Here is a 13920-nt window from a genome sequence, read left to right on the forward strand (position 1 = left end):
TTACATGCGGAAGTGTTCGCCCAGATAGACCCGGCGTACCGACTCGTTCGCGATGATGTCGTCGGGGCGTCCCGACGCCAGTACCGAGCCCTGGTTGATGATGTAGGCACGGTCGCAGATACCCAGCGTCTCGCGCACATTATGATCGGTGATCAGCACGCCGATATTGCGCTCCTTCAAGAAACGCACGATGCGCTGGATCTCGATCACGGCGATCGGATCGACGCCGGCGAACGGTTCGTCGAGCAGCACGAAACGGGGATCGGTGGCCAGCGCGCGGGCGATTTCCACGCGGCGGCGCTCACCGCCCGACAGGGACAGGGCCTGATTCTCGCGCAGCTTTTCAATCTGCAAGTCGGCCAGCAATTTATCCAGGCGCACCTCGATCTCGGCCTTCGTCAGCGGACGGCCTTCGACGGTCTGGATTTCCAGCACGGCGCGGATATTGTCTTCCACCGTCAGCTTGCGGAAGACGGACGCTTCCTGCGGCAGGTAGGACAGGCCCATCTGCGCGCGGCGGTGGATCGGCAGGCTGGAGATGTCCACGCCGCTGATATCGATGCTGCCGCCATCGGACGGCACCAGGCCGACGATCATGTAGAACGAGGTGGTCTTGCCGGCGCCGTTCGGGCCCAGCAAACCCACCACTTCACCGCATTCGACTTGCAGCGAGACATCATGCACGACTTGCCGCTTGCCATAGGTTTTTTGCAGCCCGCGAACGATCAGGGTGCTGCCGCAACGAGTATTGTCCATTATTTCTTTCCTGGCGCAGGCGTGGCCGGCGCTTTCTCCGCCGCCGGTGCCTTGGTTTTCGGCTGGATCACCATGCGCACGCTGCCGCCATCCGGGGTGCTGGTGCCGCTGTTGGAATTTTCCATCGCAAACACTTCCTTGCGGCTGTCATACGAGATGAAGGCGCCATTGGCCACGTCGGTCACTTTCGTGCCTTCCAGGCGCGTCAGCTTGGCCCTGGAAAACAGTTTCACCACTTCCGTCTTGTTGTCGTATTCCACGCGCTCCGCTTCGCCTTCCACCCACAGGTCGCCCGCGCCATCGCGCTTCTGGCGGAAGGTGGCGAGCTTGCCGGGATCGGCCCAGAAGGTAATGAACTGGTAGCCTTGCGGATCTTCCGTGATCACGGCGCGCCCCGCCTTCATGGTCAGGGTCCCCTTGACCAGCACGACGTCGCCCGTCAGGGTGCGCACCTGCTTGATGTCATCGACGTGGCCACTGCGTGCCGTGATGACGGCTTCCTTCTCGGAATCGGCCTTCTCGGCATGCGCCACGCCCATGATGGCCAGGGAAAATACGGTCAACAGCAAGATGTTCTTCATAGTATGGTTTCCTTGTTTCATTCTGTCATTTTGCCGCCGCGGCCGGGCGCGGTTTCGGCGGGAGGACCATGCGCAGCGCATTCTGCACTTCCACCACGCCGGTGGCGTTATTGGCTTTCATGCCGATGCCATTGAGACGCGAGGTGCCTGTCAGGATATCGACAGGCACGTCCGTTTCCATTCTTTCCTCATCCGGGAACACCGTCAGCGCTTCCGTCTTGACTGTCAGGTTCTGCGCCTTCGGACTGGCCACGCGGTCGATCACGACATTGCGGTGCAGTTGCAGCCGGGTATTGTCCTGGTCGATATGCGCCAGTTCCGCATTCATGTTCATCGGTGGCATGCCTGGCGTGAGCTTGCGCACGAAGGGCCGGTCGATATCGGACGAATCGTCCAGCGGATAATGCGTGAGCTTGGCGCCCGACACGATATAGCTGGGTTTTCCCGTCAAGTCCATGCGCACCAGGCTGAAATTGGTAATGAAATAGTCGGGCTCATCCAGATGCTTGCTGGCCGTGATGTCTTGGCTATTCTTGTTCATCACCTCGAGCAGCCAAAAGCTGCCCAGCGCGACAACAACCGCGCCCAGCACGGTAAAGATCATGCGCCAGCGATGGGCGCCTCCTGGCTTACGCATAGGGCTTCACTCTTTCAAATGTCACTGGCGAGGCGGCGCGCCTCACTCCAGGAACGGCGCCATGACGCGCGCATAATTGTCCTGGGCACGCAGCAGGAATTCGCAGATCTCGCGCACCGCGCCGCGGCCGCCGCCGGCCTGCGTCACATGGTGGGCCAGGCCCTGCACTTCCGGGCGCCCGCCCGGCACGCTGACGGCAAAGCCGACGCGTTTCAGGATGGGCGCATCGATGACGTCGTCGCCGATATAGCCGCATTGCTCTTCCGTCAAGCCCGTCAGCGCCAGCAGTTCGCGAAACGGCGTCAGCTTGTCGTGGCCGCCCTGGTGTACATGGGTAATGCCCAGGTCTTGCGCTCGGCGCGCCGTGATGGCAGAGCGGCGCGCGCTGATGATGGCCGTCTGCACGCCCGATTCCTGCAGCAGCTTGATGCCCAGGCCATCATACACATTAAACGTTTTCATCATCTCGCCGTCCGGGCCGAAATGCAGGCTGCCGTCGGTGAGCACGCCATCGACGTCAAAGATCATCAGTTTGACCTTGGCCGCGCGTGCCAGGTTGTCCGCGACGCTATCCATCAGATCACCTTCGCTTGCGTCAGATCATGGATATGCAGCGCGCCCACCAGTTTGCCGTCGGCATCGACGACCAGCATCTGGTTGATGCGGAACTGCTCCATCACGGCCACGGCGTCCACGGCCAGGCGTTCGGGCGCGATACTGCGCGGCTGCGCATGCATGACGTCGCGGATCGCCACTTGCGTGAAATCCTGCACGCGCTCGAACATGCGGCGCAAGTCGCCATCCGTAAACACGCCCACGGGGCGGTTGTCCGCGTCGACGACGGCCGTCATGCCCATGCCTTTCTTCGTCATTTCTTCCAGCGCCTGCAGCAAGGAAGCCTGCACGGGCACTTTCGGCACGCGTTCGCCGCTGCGCATGACGTCATGCACGTGCGTGAGCAGGCGACGGCCCAGGGCGCCGCCCGGGTGCGAGCGGGCGAAATCTTCTTCCTTGAAGCCGCGCAAGTCGAGCAAGGCCACGGCGAGCGCGTCGCCCAGGGCCAGGGTGACGGTGGTGCTGGCCGTCGGCGCCAGGTTCAGCGGACAGGCTTCTTTCTCAACAGAAATATCCAGGTGCACGTCGGCCAATTGCGCCAGACTCGAATTCGGCTTGCCCGTCATGGAAATCAGCACGCCACCCATGCGCTTGACGACGGGCATGATGGCCATCAGTTCCGACGATTCGCCGGAGTACGATATGGCAATAAAAGCATCTTCCGAGGTAACCATGCCCAGGTCGCCATGGGCCGCTTCGGCCGGATGCACGAACAGGGCCGGCGTGCCGGTGGAAGCGAGGGTGGCGGCAATCTTGCGCGCGATATGGCCGGATTTGCCGATGCCGGAGACGACGACTCTTCCTTTGCATTGCAGCAACATCGCCACGGCGCGGCCCACGCTGTCGTCCGTGGCCAGGCGCGCGTGCAGCGCAACGATGGCGTCGGACTCGATCTGCAAGGTGGTGCGGGCCAGCGCGACGGCGCGCTCGGTCGTCGCTTGCATGTCAATTCGATCAAAAGCTTTCAGCATTGTTTTTTCATGGGTTACACTCATGCCCAAAGTATAAACGAATTAGGAAAGCAAAAAACTTGCCAGTCACAACAAACAACGATTTCCATTGACCGTACCGGGCAACCCATGTTTTCCTCGCTTGAACTGACCCTGATGTTACTCGGCAGCGCCGTGCTGGGCGTGGTCGCTTTCAGAATGTTGCATTTGCCGCCCATGCTGGGCTACCTGGCCGTCGGCATCGTCATCGGCCCCCACGCGCTGGGCCTGGCGGCGGAAAACGAGGCCAGCCACACCCTGGCCGAGTTCGGCGTCGTCTTCCTGATGTTTTCCATCGGGCTCGAGTTTTCCCTGCCCAAGTTCCTCGCCATGCGGCGCATCGTCTTCGGCCTTGGCATGGCGCAGGTGGTCACCACCATCATCGCCACCGTCTTCTTCGGCTGGTTCGTCGGACATTACCTGTCCGCCTACATCCACCTGAGCTGGCAAGCCGCCTTCGCCCTGGGCGGCGCGCTGGCCATGTCGTCGACGGCCATCGTCTCGAAAATGCTCACGGAGCGGCTGGAACTCGAAAGCGAACACGGCCGCAAGATCATCGGCATTCTGCTGTTCCAGGACCTGGCCGTCGTGCCCCTGCTGATCCTGATTCCCGCCCTCACGCGCGATTCGGATAACCTGGCCGAAACCCTGGCCTGGGCCGGCGGCAAGGCCCTGGTGGTGCTGATCTTGCTGCTTTTCATCGGCCAGAAGCTGGTGCGCGGCTGGCTGACCATCGTCGCCAAGCGCCGCTCGCAAGAGTTGTTCATGCTCAACCTGCTCCTGATTACCCTGGGCGCGGCCTGGATCACGGAACGGGCAGGACTGTCGCTGGCCCTGGGAGCGTTTGTTGCTGGCATGCTCATTTCCGAGACGGAATTCAAGCATCAGGTGGAAGAGGATATCAAGCCCTTCCGCGACGTGCTGCTGGGCCTGTTCTTCATCACCGTCGGCATGCTGCTCAATATCCGTGTGGTGTTTGAGAACTGGTGGCTCGTCTTGCTGCTGCTGTGCGGCCCCGTGCTGCTGAAATTCGCCCTGATCGCAGGGCTGGCCCGGCTGTTCGGTTCCAGCAACGGCGTGGCCCTGCGCACGGGGCTGGGACTGGCGCAGGCGGGCGAGTTCGGCTTCGTGCTGCTGAACCTGGCTGGCGGCATCAAGCTGATGGACCCGTTCGTCGTGCAGGTGGTGCTGGCGTCGATGGTGCTGTCGATGCTGGTGGCGCCCTTCCTCATCGCCAAGTCCGACGCCATCGTCATGAAACTGGCGGCCAACGACTGGATGATGCAATCGTTGGCGCTGACCAAGATCGCCACGCGCACCATGGCGTCGCAGAAACACGTGCTGATCGCCGGCTTCGGGCGCAGCGGACAAAGCCTGGCCACCCTGCTGGCGGAAGAAAAGATCGAATACCACGCGCTGGACCTGGACCCGGAACGGGTGCAGGAAGCGCAGCTGGCCGGCGCCCACGTGTCGTATGGCGACGCGGGCCGGCGCGAAAGCCTGGTGGCGGCCGGCATCTACCGGGCCAGCGCCGTGGTGATCACGTATGCGAATACGCCTTCGGCACTGAAGTTATTGCATTTGCTTAACGAAATGGCGCCAACTCTGCCCGTCATCGTGCGCAGCCACGACGATACCGACCTCGACCAACTGAAGAAGGCGGGCGCGGCCGAAGTGGTGCCGGAATTGATGGAAGGCAGCCTGATGCTCGCTTCGCATGCGCTGATCATGATGGGAGTGCCCCTGCGCCGCGTGGTGCACCGGGTGCAGGCGGCGCGCGAAGAACGCTATGCGTCCTTGCGCGGCTATTTCCACGGTTCCAGCGACGCGGGTGACGATGCCGAGCTGGAACGCCTGCATACGGTCACCGTCAACGAGGGCGCGCACTGCGTGGGACTGCCCTTGAGCACGATCGACGTGGCCGGCTGCGGCGCGTTTGTGACCACCATCCGCCGCGGCCGGGGCCGCCTTGATGTTACCCCCGAGACGCAGCTGGCCAGCGGCGACGTGGTGGTGCTGCGCGGCACGGCAGACGCCGTGGCCAAAGCAGAAACCTTGCTATTGAAATAATTAGCCGGGCTGCGCCTGCCAGCTGACGACCTTGTTGCGACCATCGGCCTTGGCCTGATACAGGGCCTGGTCGGCGTGCGCCACCAGCTGCTGCGCCACCGTTTCGATGGGGAGTAGCGCCGCGTCCGCTTCCAGGCTGGCCACGCCGATCGACACGCTGACCCACGCTTGCGCGCTGCCCGGCAAGTCAAACATGGTGCCGGCGATGCTGGCGCGAATGCGTTCGGCAACAAAGGTCGCGCTATCGAGGTCGGCGTCGATCAGCAGGACGACGAATTCCTCGCCGCCAAAACGGCCCAGCGCATCGGAGCGGCGCAATTCCGTGCGGATGCGCGTGGCCACCTCGCGCAGCACTTCATCGCCGCCCTGGTGGCCATGCGTGTCATTGACCAATTTGAAATGGTCGATGTCGATATACATGCATGAGATGCAATAATTCTGGCGCCGCGCACGGGCGATTTCTTCCAGCAGCCGGCGGTCGATATAGCGCCGGTTGTAGACGCCCGTCAAGGAATCGGTCAAGCCGATGTATTTGAGCATTTCATTGCTGATCACGTTTTCCAGGCATATGGCGATGATGGACGCCATGTGCTTGATGAAATCCGTGCCCAGCGCGGGCGTAAAACGCGTCACGTCGCTGCTGGCCAGGTTCAGGCTGCCAATCAGGCGCTTGTTGCGCAGCAAGGGCACCAGCGCCACGCTGCGCAGAGCGTCGATCTGCGGAAAACGCGGGCCATGCACGGCCGCGTCGAAGGCACCCAGCAGCGGCAGCGGCGGCAAGGCCGCCTCCCCCTCGGCCACGGACGCCGGCGGAGCAAAACCCAGCTCCGCCACGGCATGCACAAACAGCAACTGCGGGAAGGCGCTGAAATCGACGCCCAGCTTTTCCATCACCAGCACGATATCGTCATCCTCGTCGAGCAGGCTCAGGGTAACGCCGTCGAGGTCGGAAATCACGGGCAAAGTGCGGAAGATGGTGCCGATCAATTCGGGAAAGGTGGACGCGCTGACGATTTCCAGATCGAATGCCTGGTGCCGGCACATGATGTCGTGGTTGCGCTCGACCTGTTCCAGCAGGAAAGCCATGCGCGCGCGCAAAGCCTGGTTTTCGGCTTCGAGGCTGGCAATGCGCGGGTCCGGCTGTATTGCTTGATTCATAGAAACCTTAAACCCTTGTGTGCGGGCGCCATGCTTAAAATGCCAGTTCGAAACCGATGTCCTGCCCCACCACGATACGCTCATCGCCGCCTTCGGTGACGATGGCGTTCATGCCGAAGCAGATGGCGCCGTCGAGCTCGGGTTTGGCGCGATAGCCATGCATGACGTCGAGCGGGTCCGGGCCGGGCACGCCCGTGGCCTGGTCCACCGACGGGATCGGGCAGCGCGAACACGGCTTGACGGGTTTCAAGGTGGTCGCGCCGAATTGCAGGAAGTCCGCGTAGTCTTCCTCGAAGGCGCCGATGTCTCCAATGACGAGGTTGGGACGGAAACGGTTCATCGGCAGCGCTTCACGGCTGGCGGCGCGCAGCTTGTCATTGACATCGGCTAGCGAGGCGGCACCGGCGATCAGCACGGGATAGCCATCGGCAAACATGGTCGAGGCAGCCACGCCATCCGTCCATTTGGTGCTGGTGGCGCGCACCACGTCCGGGTGAAAGCGCGCCAGGCGGCACGGCACGCCGATGGCCTGACTGAACCAGGTGGCCGTGACTTCATCGCAATCGTAGGCGCGCACGGTATCGTCCCACACTTGCACGTCCAGCATCGGTGCCAGTTGTGGGTGCGGCAAGCCCAGCTCGATTTCCAGGCGCAGCATGCCCGGCGCGCGCAACTCCAGGGTCGTGGCCTTGATGGATGGCACGATCAGCGCCATGCGCGGATATTCGCGCTGGGTCAGGAAGCGGCCTTGCGCGTCCACCACCATCCATTCGCGGTCGAACACGTGCTCGCTCATCAGCCCGGAGCGCGTCAGGACGGCCTCGCGCAAATGGATGCCGGCGCACGATTTGATCGGATACAGGATGATGTCGGACAGGATAGCCATGGACAGGGGAGAAGGAACAGTATTGCTGCTTCTGCCAAGAAATTATTCAGAAGCGAAGTATGGCAGCAAAGCGGGCAAGCGTAAATCTACCAGGCCCAGCCGCAGTGGCTGGGCCTGCATGACAGCGATCAATAGGTATAGAAGATACGCTGGATTTCTTGCGTGCTATTCGTTTTGGTCAGGGCCAGCATCAGCAGGATGCGGGCTTTTTGCGGGTTCAGGGTGTCGGATACGACACTGTCGAGTTCATCGTCGTTGGCTTCGCCATTGCGCGCCACGATGCCCTGGCCGACGCGGCTCGAACGCACGATCAGCACGCCCTTCTGGCGCGCTTCCACCAGGGCCGGCTTCATTTGCGCGGCCACGCTGCCATCGCCCACGCCCGCGTGGATGATGCCCTTGGCGCCAGCAGCAATGAAGGCATCGATGCCGACACGGTTCATGTTCGCGTAGCCGTAGACGATATCCACTTGCGGCAGAGCATCGAGCTTGCTGATGTCAAATTCCGATTCCAAGGTGTGCTTGCGCGTCGACTGGCGGTAAAAGAAGGCCTTGCTGCCTTGGATGTAGCCGAGCATGCCCAGTTCCGGCGACTTGAAGGTGTCGGTGGTCGAGGTGTTGGTTTTGGTCACTTCGCGCGCCGCGTTGATCTGGTCGTTCAAGGCGACCAAGACGCCCTTGCCCACGGCTTCCTTGCTGCCCGCCAGCATCACGGCGTTGTACAGGTTGATGGGGCCGTCAGCCGAAATGGCCGTCGACGGACGCATGGCGCCCACGACCACCACCGGTTTGTGGCTTTTCACGGTCAGGTTCAGGAAGTACGCCGTTTCCTCGATCGTGTCCGTGCCGTGCGTGACGACGACGCCATCGACATCGTTTGAGGCCAGCAGCACGTTGATGCGCTTGGCCAGGGTCAGCCAGTGGCTGTTGCCCATGCTTTCACTGGCGATCTGGAACACTTGCTCGCCTTTCACATTCGCCACTTTCTTCAATTCCGGCACGGCCGCGATCAGGCGCTCGACGCCCACGGTGGCCGAGGTGTAGCCAACGGTGGTGGTGCTGTCGGCGCCGCTGCCGGCGATGGTGCCGCCCGTGGCCAGGATCACCACGTTCGGCAATTTGACGGCCGCCTGCTGCGCGCGCGCCGGGGAGGCGGCGATAAAGCCCATCAGCAAGGTAGCCAGCATCAGCTGTGCACAAGAATGGAATTTGCGTGAAAACATGGTGCTCCCGTGAAGTGTACTGTCAAAAATAACAAAGTCGTGTGCAAATTATATGTCATCCATGCCGGGGCAAATCCCGAATTCATGCGTATCGCGCAAACGTGCGCGCCTTCCCATGCGCTACAGTGGCGCCATGTCCACACTGCTCCCCTTCCGCTCTTGCCTCGTCCTGCCGCTGCTCTTGATGACGCTGGCAGCCTGCGCCACGCAGGTGGAACTGCGCATGGCGGCGCAGCAGGAGCAATTCGGACGCGAGGCGGCCAGCCAGGGCGACTGGGCGCAAGCCATGCGCAGCTACGCGGACGCCGTCGGGAATGTCGAACTGGGCCATGGCGATCTCGCTTGGCAGGCGCGGCTGCACCACCAGGCGGGACGCGCCGCCAGCGGAGCCTGCCGCTACGATGCGGCTGAATTTCATTTCCGCCAGGCCATCGCGCTGGCGAAACGCAGCAAACAATCGAGCGCCCTCAGCTACAAGGCGCTGATCGACCAGTATGAACGCCAGGGCAAGGCGACCGAAGCCTTGGCCGTGCGCAATGAACTGGGCTGGCATCAATCGCAGGCGCTGGGTGCCTTTGCCGACCTGGAATCGCTGCCGGTGGGCAAACCTTGCGGAGTCCCCCGATGAATATCGCACGCACCTTGCTGGCCGCCACCTCCCTCTGCACTGCCATGGCGCCGGCGCGCGCCGCCGAAGCACCGCTGCCCTTATGGGAAGCGGGCGTGTTTGGCGGCACGGCCGTCACGCCCGCCTATCCCGGCGCCAGCGAACGCTCGACGCGCAGCCTGGCCCTGCCCTATCTGATTTATCGGGGGAAAGTGTTGCGCGCCGACCGCTCCGGCGTGGGCGCGCGCCTGCTCAACACGGATCGCCTCGACTTCGATATCGGTTTTGCCCTGTCCTTGCCGGCCCGGTCCAGCGACGTGCCGGCCCGGCGCGGCATGCCGGACCTGGGCACCCTGGTGGAATTTGGCCCGCGCCTGAAAATCAAGCTGGCCGAGCCGACGCAGCACAGCCGCCTGGGGCTGGAATTGCCCTTGCGCGCCGTCATCGAAGCGCGCGGCGGCCTGCGCCGCCAGGGCGCCACGTTCGAGCCCCGCTTCGTCTACGCGCTGCAAGGCGGGCAGCAGGCATGGCATGTCGATGCCAGCCTGGGCGCCGTGCTGGGCAATGCCGCCATCAACGATTACTTGTATGGCGTGCGCCCCGCGTTTGCCACCGCTCAGCGCCCGGCGTATGCGGCAAAAGGCGGGCTGATGCTCACGCGGCTGGGCCTGGGCGGTTCGTACCGGCTGCACCCGGACTGGCGCGCCTTTGCCTTTGTACGCTACGATACTTACACAGGCGCCGCCAACCGCGCCAGCCCCCTGTTGCGCCAGAACAGCGGCACCTCGGCCGGCATCGGCCTGATGTGGACGTGGCAACGTTCAAGCAGCCTGGCACGAGGCCCGGACGAATAGGCTTAAAACTCCGTCGTGGCAGACAGCATGACGGTGCGCGGCGCGCCCAGGCCCAGGCTGGTCCATTGCGGCAACGCCCAGTACGCCCTGTTGCCGACGTTCGTCACGCTGGCGCGCACGGTCAGGGGCCGGCCAGCCGCCTGCGTCGCATAGCGGGCGCCCACATCAAACACGGTACGGCCCGGCACGGACATCGAATTGTCGGCATTAATGTATTGCTTCGATGCCGCCGTCGCATTTGCCGTCAGGGTCACGCCGGGGATGGCGGGCGTATCCCATTCGACACCGAGCTTGGCTTGCAGCTTGGGCACGCCCGTGGCCTGCTTGCCCTGATTGGCGCCGCCCACCGTCTTGCTCAAGACGGGATCGACATACGCCACGCCGCCCATCAGGCGCACGTCGCGCAAGGGCGAGCCGAAGAAGCCCCAGTCGATGCCGCGGTTGCGCTGTTCGCCGCCAAAGGAGAAGATATTGCTGACCGGGTCGACATAGCTGCTGGGGCGCTTGATTTCATACACGCTGACCGTATGCGCGAACTCGCCCAGGTCGACCTTGAGGCCAAGCTCCGCCTGCTTCGACTTGTACGGCGCAAAGACCTCGCCCGAGTTGGCCGCCGTCAATGGCGCCGTGGCGCCCTGGCTCAAGCCTTCGATGTAGTTGCCGTACAGGGAAATCGTCTTGCTGGCCTTGACCAGCAGGGCGACGGCCGGCGTGGTGGCGCTTTCGTCATAGCGCGAGGTGCGCGCGCCCGTCTTGATGTTGAAGTTATCGCTGAGCACTTCCTGGCGGCGCAAGCCCACCGTCAGCTGCACGGTGTCTTGCGCAAAAGAAAGCGTATCGACCAGCCCGATACTGGCCAGGCGCAGTTCTGCCTTGGAAATTTGCGGCGCCTCGAAGCGCGTCGCCGGCCCCCAGACGGGGTTGTAGATATTCGTGATCCAGTCTTTCGCCAGGGTATTCCTGCGGCCGTACTGCTTGTCCGTATGGTGATAATAGGTGGCGTTGACGGCCCATTGATGGCCGATACCGCCCGTGCGCAGCTTGCCGCGCAAGCCCGCTTCCGCCGATTGCTTTTCCACGTCAAAACCCAGGTCGGCAAGATTGGTGCGGTAGTCGCCAGCCGTGTTGAACACCTGGATCAGGTACGCGCCCGTCGACTGGTAGTCGGCCCGGCTGGCGCCCACGGCGGCATACGCCATCACTTGCGCATTCAAGTCAAGCTCGCCGCGCAGCATGGCGCCCTTGTCCCTGGTATCGTAGAACGCCCAGCTGGGATTTAATAAGGTTTGCGCTTTCGGCGGACGCGGCACGGGCAAGCCGGCGGCCAGGTTGACGCCCCGGTTCAAGCCATCGGCGCGGTCCTCGCTGTGATACAGGTCGGCGGACAGGCGCGCACCGTTGCCACGCCAATCCAGGCCCACGGAGACGAGCTCGGTCTTCTTTTTCTGATGGTCGATGGCGCCGTCGCCATCGCGGTAGACGCCGTTGACGCGGATGCCGAACTGTTGATGCTCGCCGAACCGCTGGCCCAGGTCCACATGGCCGCCCCATTGCGCGTCCGACATATACGACGCCGTCACCCGCGCCAGCGGCGTATCGCCCGCGCGCTTGGGCACGAGGTTGATGCTGCCGCCCACGGAACCGCCCGGCGGCATGCCATTGAGCAAGGCCGACGGTCCCTTCAGCACCTCGATGCGCTCGAACATTTCAGGCGAGGTGCGGTAGTAGGGCGAGATGCCGTACAGGCCGCCAAACGCGACGTCGCCGATATTCGAGCTGAAGCCCCGTATCGAATAATTCTCGCCGATGATGCCCGTCATGCCGCTGCTGAAGACGGTAGGGTCGGTGGCGGAAATCACATCGGTGATGTCGCGCGCCTGCCGGTCTTCGATGAATTTATCCGTATAGCTGATGGTGTTGAACGGGGTTTCCATGAAGTCCTTGTCTCCCAGGAATCCCACGCGGCCGCCGGATGCCACTTGGCCGCCTGCGTAGGCATCCGTCACCGCGTTGCCCTTGCCCCACACCGTCACGGCCGGCATGGTGGCGGCAGCCTCGGCGGCGGCGCTATGCGCCGCTTCGCGGCGTACCGTGTAGCTGCCATTACCCTCGCGCACGGCTTGCAAGCCGTGGCCGCGCAGCAATTCGTAAAAGCCTTCAGGCACGCTGTAGCTGCCGGACAGGCCGGTGCTGCTCTTGCCTTGCAGCAGGCTAGCCTCGACCGTCAATTCAACGCCCGCCTCGGCGGCAAAGGTATTGAGCGCCAGGCCCAGTGTACCGGCCGGTACGCTGAACGCTTGCCGGGCCTGGCCCGCCCCCGCTTGCGCGTAGGCTGGCGGGGTCGCCACACCCAACACCCCTACGGTCAAGCCCGTGATAAGCGCCAGTTGCACGGCGGTGGCGATGCGGCTCAGGTTCAAGGCGGGAAGGTGGCGCGTTGCCATGCGTTGGGTCATACAGTAAATCCTTTCAGATGGGATGATTGCTTGCTCTCACCCTATCTCCCGAACGAAAAGGTAAAACCCTCAATGCAAATACGAATCATTACTAAAACTATTGATTACTGATAGCCTTTCAGCACATCGTCGATCACCCGCTTCAGCGACGTCACGCTGGCCGCCGTGATGTACCAGGCGTCGGCATCGACAAAAACCACGCGGCCATTCTTCCAGGCATTGGTCTGGCGCAGCAGCGGATTGGCCATCTGCTCGGCCGTCATGACGGGACGGTGTTCCATCACGGCCGTGCGGTCCACCACATAGATGATGTCGGGATTGGCTTGCTGGATGAATTCGCTGGAAATCGGCTGGCCATGCAAGCCCGCCTCGACGGCTGTGCTGGCCGGTTTCACGCCCAGCGCATCGAAGACAAAACCGTAGCGCGACTGCACGCCGAACGCGCTGAAGGCGCCATTGTTGTGCAGCACGATGAGCGCCTTCTCGGGACGGTCCTGAATCACCTTGCGCGCGTCCGCCACCTTGGCGTCCAGCTCCTGCGCTTTCCGGCTGGCGATATCTTCCTTGCCGAAGATGCGCCCCAGTGTCAGCAAGTGTTGCTTGACCACGTCGATGTGCTTGCTCTCGCTGTTCTGGTAATCCACGTCGAAATGCAAGGTGGGCGCGATCTGGCTCAGTTCCTTGTAATGGTTGGCCTGGATCGACGTCATCAGTATCATATCTGGCTGGAGCGCATGGATGTGCTCGAGATTCGGCTGCACGATGGCGCCCAGGTCGCGGATACCCTGGTCTTCCTTGTAGCGGCTGAGGAAATGCGGCACGTAATCCTTCACCATGCCGGCCACGGGCACGCCCAGCTGGTCGAGAAAATCAACTTCGTTCATGTCGAGCACGGCCACCCTCTGCGGACGATGTGTGACCACCGTCGTGCCCAGCTTGTGCTCGATGGTGATGGGGGTAAATACCTGCTCTGACGCGGAAGCGGCGGGCGCTGGCGGCGCCGTGGCCGCCTTGTCGCTGCAGCCTTGCAGGGCGGCCATGGCGGCGAGCAGCACGGCCAGCGCGCAGCGGGATTTGTTCCAGATCAT

At 62.9% G+C, this 13920-nt stretch carries 13 protein-coding genes; 3 read left to right on the plus strand and 10 right to left on the minus strand.

Features of this window, described 5'->3' with window-relative positions:
- Genes lptB through BLT98_RS14885 form a run of 5 tightly spaced genes read right to left on the minus strand, consistent with a single transcriptional unit; the run spans position 1 to position 3560 of the window.
- On the minus strand, positions 1-756 hold the full coding sequence (gene lptB / locus BLT98_RS14865; RefSeq protein WP_034778383.1) for an LPS export ABC transporter ATP-binding protein: 756 nt from the start codon (positions 754-756) through the stop codon (positions 1-3).
- Entirely contained in the window at positions 756-1337 is a 582-nt protein-coding gene (gene lptA / locus BLT98_RS14870; RefSeq protein WP_034778381.1) for a lipopolysaccharide transport periplasmic protein LptA, read from the minus strand. The genes lptB and lptA overlap by 1 nt, the downstream gene beginning before the upstream one ends.
- A gap of 25 nt (positions 1338-1362) precedes the next feature.
- Positions 1363-1974: an LPS export ABC transporter periplasmic protein LptC gene (lptC, locus tag BLT98_RS14875; RefSeq protein ID WP_244517503.1), complete on the minus strand. Its 612-nt coding sequence runs from the start codon at positions 1972-1974 to the stop codon at positions 1363-1365.
- Between the two features lie 42 nt (positions 1975-2016).
- On the minus strand, positions 2017-2550 hold the full coding sequence (locus BLT98_RS14880) for a KdsC family phosphatase (protein WP_034778379.1): 534 nt from the start codon (positions 2548-2550) through the stop codon (positions 2017-2019).
- Positions 2550-3560 carry a KpsF/GutQ family sugar-phosphate isomerase gene (locus tag BLT98_RS14885; protein WP_092609071.1) on the minus strand — a complete coding sequence of 337 codons (1011 nt, stop codon included), beginning with the start codon at positions 3558-3560 and terminating at the stop codon, positions 2550-2552. Before BLT98_RS14885 ends, BLT98_RS14880 begins: the two co-directional genes overlap by 1 nt.
- A 108-nt stretch (positions 3561-3668) precedes the next feature.
- Between BLT98_RS14885 and BLT98_RS14890 the strand changes: the two genes are divergently transcribed.
- Positions 3669-5648, plus strand: a complete 1980-nt coding sequence (locus tag BLT98_RS14890) for a monovalent cation:proton antiporter family protein (RefSeq protein WP_092609073.1) — start codon at positions 3669-3671, stop codon at positions 5646-5648.
- Here the strand turns inward: BLT98_RS14890 and BLT98_RS14895 are convergent, their stop codons facing one another.
- The 3 genes from BLT98_RS14895 to BLT98_RS14905 all read right to left on the minus strand — a co-directional run bounded on the left by BLT98_RS14895 (position 5649) and on the right by BLT98_RS14905 (position 8861).
- Positions 5649-6806, minus strand: a complete 1158-nt coding sequence (locus tag BLT98_RS14895) for a GGDEF domain-containing protein (RefSeq protein WP_092609076.1) — start codon at positions 6804-6806, stop codon at positions 5649-5651.
- Positions 6807-6840: 34 nt separating this feature from the next.
- Positions 6841-7692: an MOSC domain-containing protein gene (locus tag BLT98_RS14900; RefSeq protein WP_092609079.1), complete on the minus strand. Its 852-nt coding sequence runs from the start codon at positions 7690-7692 to the stop codon at positions 6841-6843.
- Positions 7693-7820: 128 nt separating this feature from the next.
- The gene (locus tag BLT98_RS14905; RefSeq protein ID WP_225317257.1) at positions 7821-8861 is read right to left on the minus strand and encodes a type II asparaginase; all 1041 of its coding nucleotides are present in this window, start codon (positions 8859-8861) and stop codon (positions 7821-7823) included.
- A gap of 187 nt (positions 8862-9048) precedes the next feature.
- Between BLT98_RS14905 and BLT98_RS14910 the strand changes: the two genes are divergently transcribed.
- Together BLT98_RS14910 and BLT98_RS14915 are read left to right on the plus strand one after the other, a co-directional pair.
- The gene (locus BLT98_RS14910) at positions 9049-9543 is read left to right on the plus strand and encodes a hypothetical protein (RefSeq protein WP_139179270.1); all 495 of its coding nucleotides are present in this window, start codon (positions 9049-9051) and stop codon (positions 9541-9543) included.
- Positions 9540-10376 (plus strand): MipA/OmpV family protein, encoded by an 837-nt coding sequence (locus BLT98_RS14915; protein ID WP_092609085.1) that lies wholly within the window; start codon positions 9540-9542, stop codon positions 10374-10376. Before BLT98_RS14910 ends, BLT98_RS14915 begins: the two co-directional genes overlap by 4 nt.
- A gap of 2 nt (positions 10377-10378) precedes the next feature.
- Here BLT98_RS14915 and BLT98_RS14920 read toward each other — a convergent pair whose 3' ends face one another.
- Together BLT98_RS14920 and BLT98_RS14925 are read right to left on the minus strand one after the other, a co-directional pair.
- The gene (locus BLT98_RS14920) at positions 10379-12832 is read right to left on the minus strand and encodes a TonB-dependent receptor (RefSeq protein WP_092609088.1); all 2454 of its coding nucleotides are present in this window, start codon (positions 12830-12832) and stop codon (positions 10379-10381) included.
- Between the two features lie 104 nt (positions 12833-12936).
- Entirely contained in the window at positions 12937-13920 is a 984-nt protein-coding gene (locus BLT98_RS14925; protein ID WP_092609091.1) for a siderophore ABC transporter substrate-binding protein, read from the minus strand.

Source organism: Janthinobacterium sp. YR213, assembly GCF_900099875.1.
GTDB lineage: Bacteria > Pseudomonadota > Gammaproteobacteria > Burkholderiales > Burkholderiaceae_D > Janthinobacterium > Janthinobacterium lividum.

What these genes read in the sequence shown, in the direction of transcription:
- lptC (WP_244517503.1), bottom strand. Translation starts at nt 1,974, where the DNA reads ATGCGTAAGCCAGGAGGCGCCCATCGCTGGCGCATGATCTTTACCGTG.
- BLT98_RS14895 (WP_092609076.1), bottom strand. Translation starts at nt 6,806, where the DNA reads ATGAATCAAGCAATACAGCCGGACCCGCGCATTGCCAGCCTCGAAGCC.
- BLT98_RS14920 (WP_092609088.1), bottom strand. Translation starts at nt 12,832, where the DNA reads ATGACCCAACGCATGGCAACGCGCCACCTTCCCGCCTTGAACCTGAGC.
- BLT98_RS14915 (WP_092609085.1), top strand. Translation starts at nt 9,540, where the DNA reads ATGAATATCGCACGCACCTTGCTGGCCGCCACCTCCCTCTGCACTGCC.
- BLT98_RS14925 (WP_092609091.1), bottom strand. Translation starts at nt 13,920, where the DNA reads ATGATCTGGAACAAATCCCGCTGCGCGCTGGCCGTGCTGCTCGCCGCC.
- lptA (WP_034778381.1), bottom strand. Translation starts at nt 1,337, where the DNA reads ATGAAGAACATCTTGCTGTTGACCGTATTTTCCCTGGCCATCATGGGC.
- lptB (WP_034778383.1), bottom strand. Translation starts at nt 756, where the DNA reads ATGGACAATACTCGTTGCGGCAGCACCCTGATCGTTCGCGGGCTGCAA.
- BLT98_RS14885 (WP_092609071.1), bottom strand. Translation starts at nt 3,560, where the DNA reads ATGCTGAAAGCTTTTGATCGAATTGACATGCAAGCGACGACCGAGCGC.
- BLT98_RS14890 (WP_092609073.1), top strand. Translation starts at nt 3,669, where the DNA reads ATGTTTTCCTCGCTTGAACTGACCCTGATGTTACTCGGCAGCGCCGTG.
- BLT98_RS14910 (WP_139179270.1), top strand. Translation starts at nt 9,049, where the DNA reads ATGTCCACACTGCTCCCCTTCCGCTCTTGCCTCGTCCTGCCGCTGCTC.
- BLT98_RS14905 (WP_225317257.1), bottom strand. Translation starts at nt 8,861, where the DNA reads ATGGGCTTTATCGCCGCCTCCCCGGCGCGCGCGCAGCAGGCGGCCGTC.
- BLT98_RS14900 (WP_092609079.1), bottom strand. Translation starts at nt 7,692, where the DNA reads ATGGCTATCCTGTCCGACATCATCCTGTATCCGATCAAATCGTGCGCC.
- BLT98_RS14880 (WP_034778379.1), bottom strand. Translation starts at nt 2,550, where the DNA reads ATGGATAGCGTCGCGGACAACCTGGCACGCGCGGCCAAGGTCAAACTG.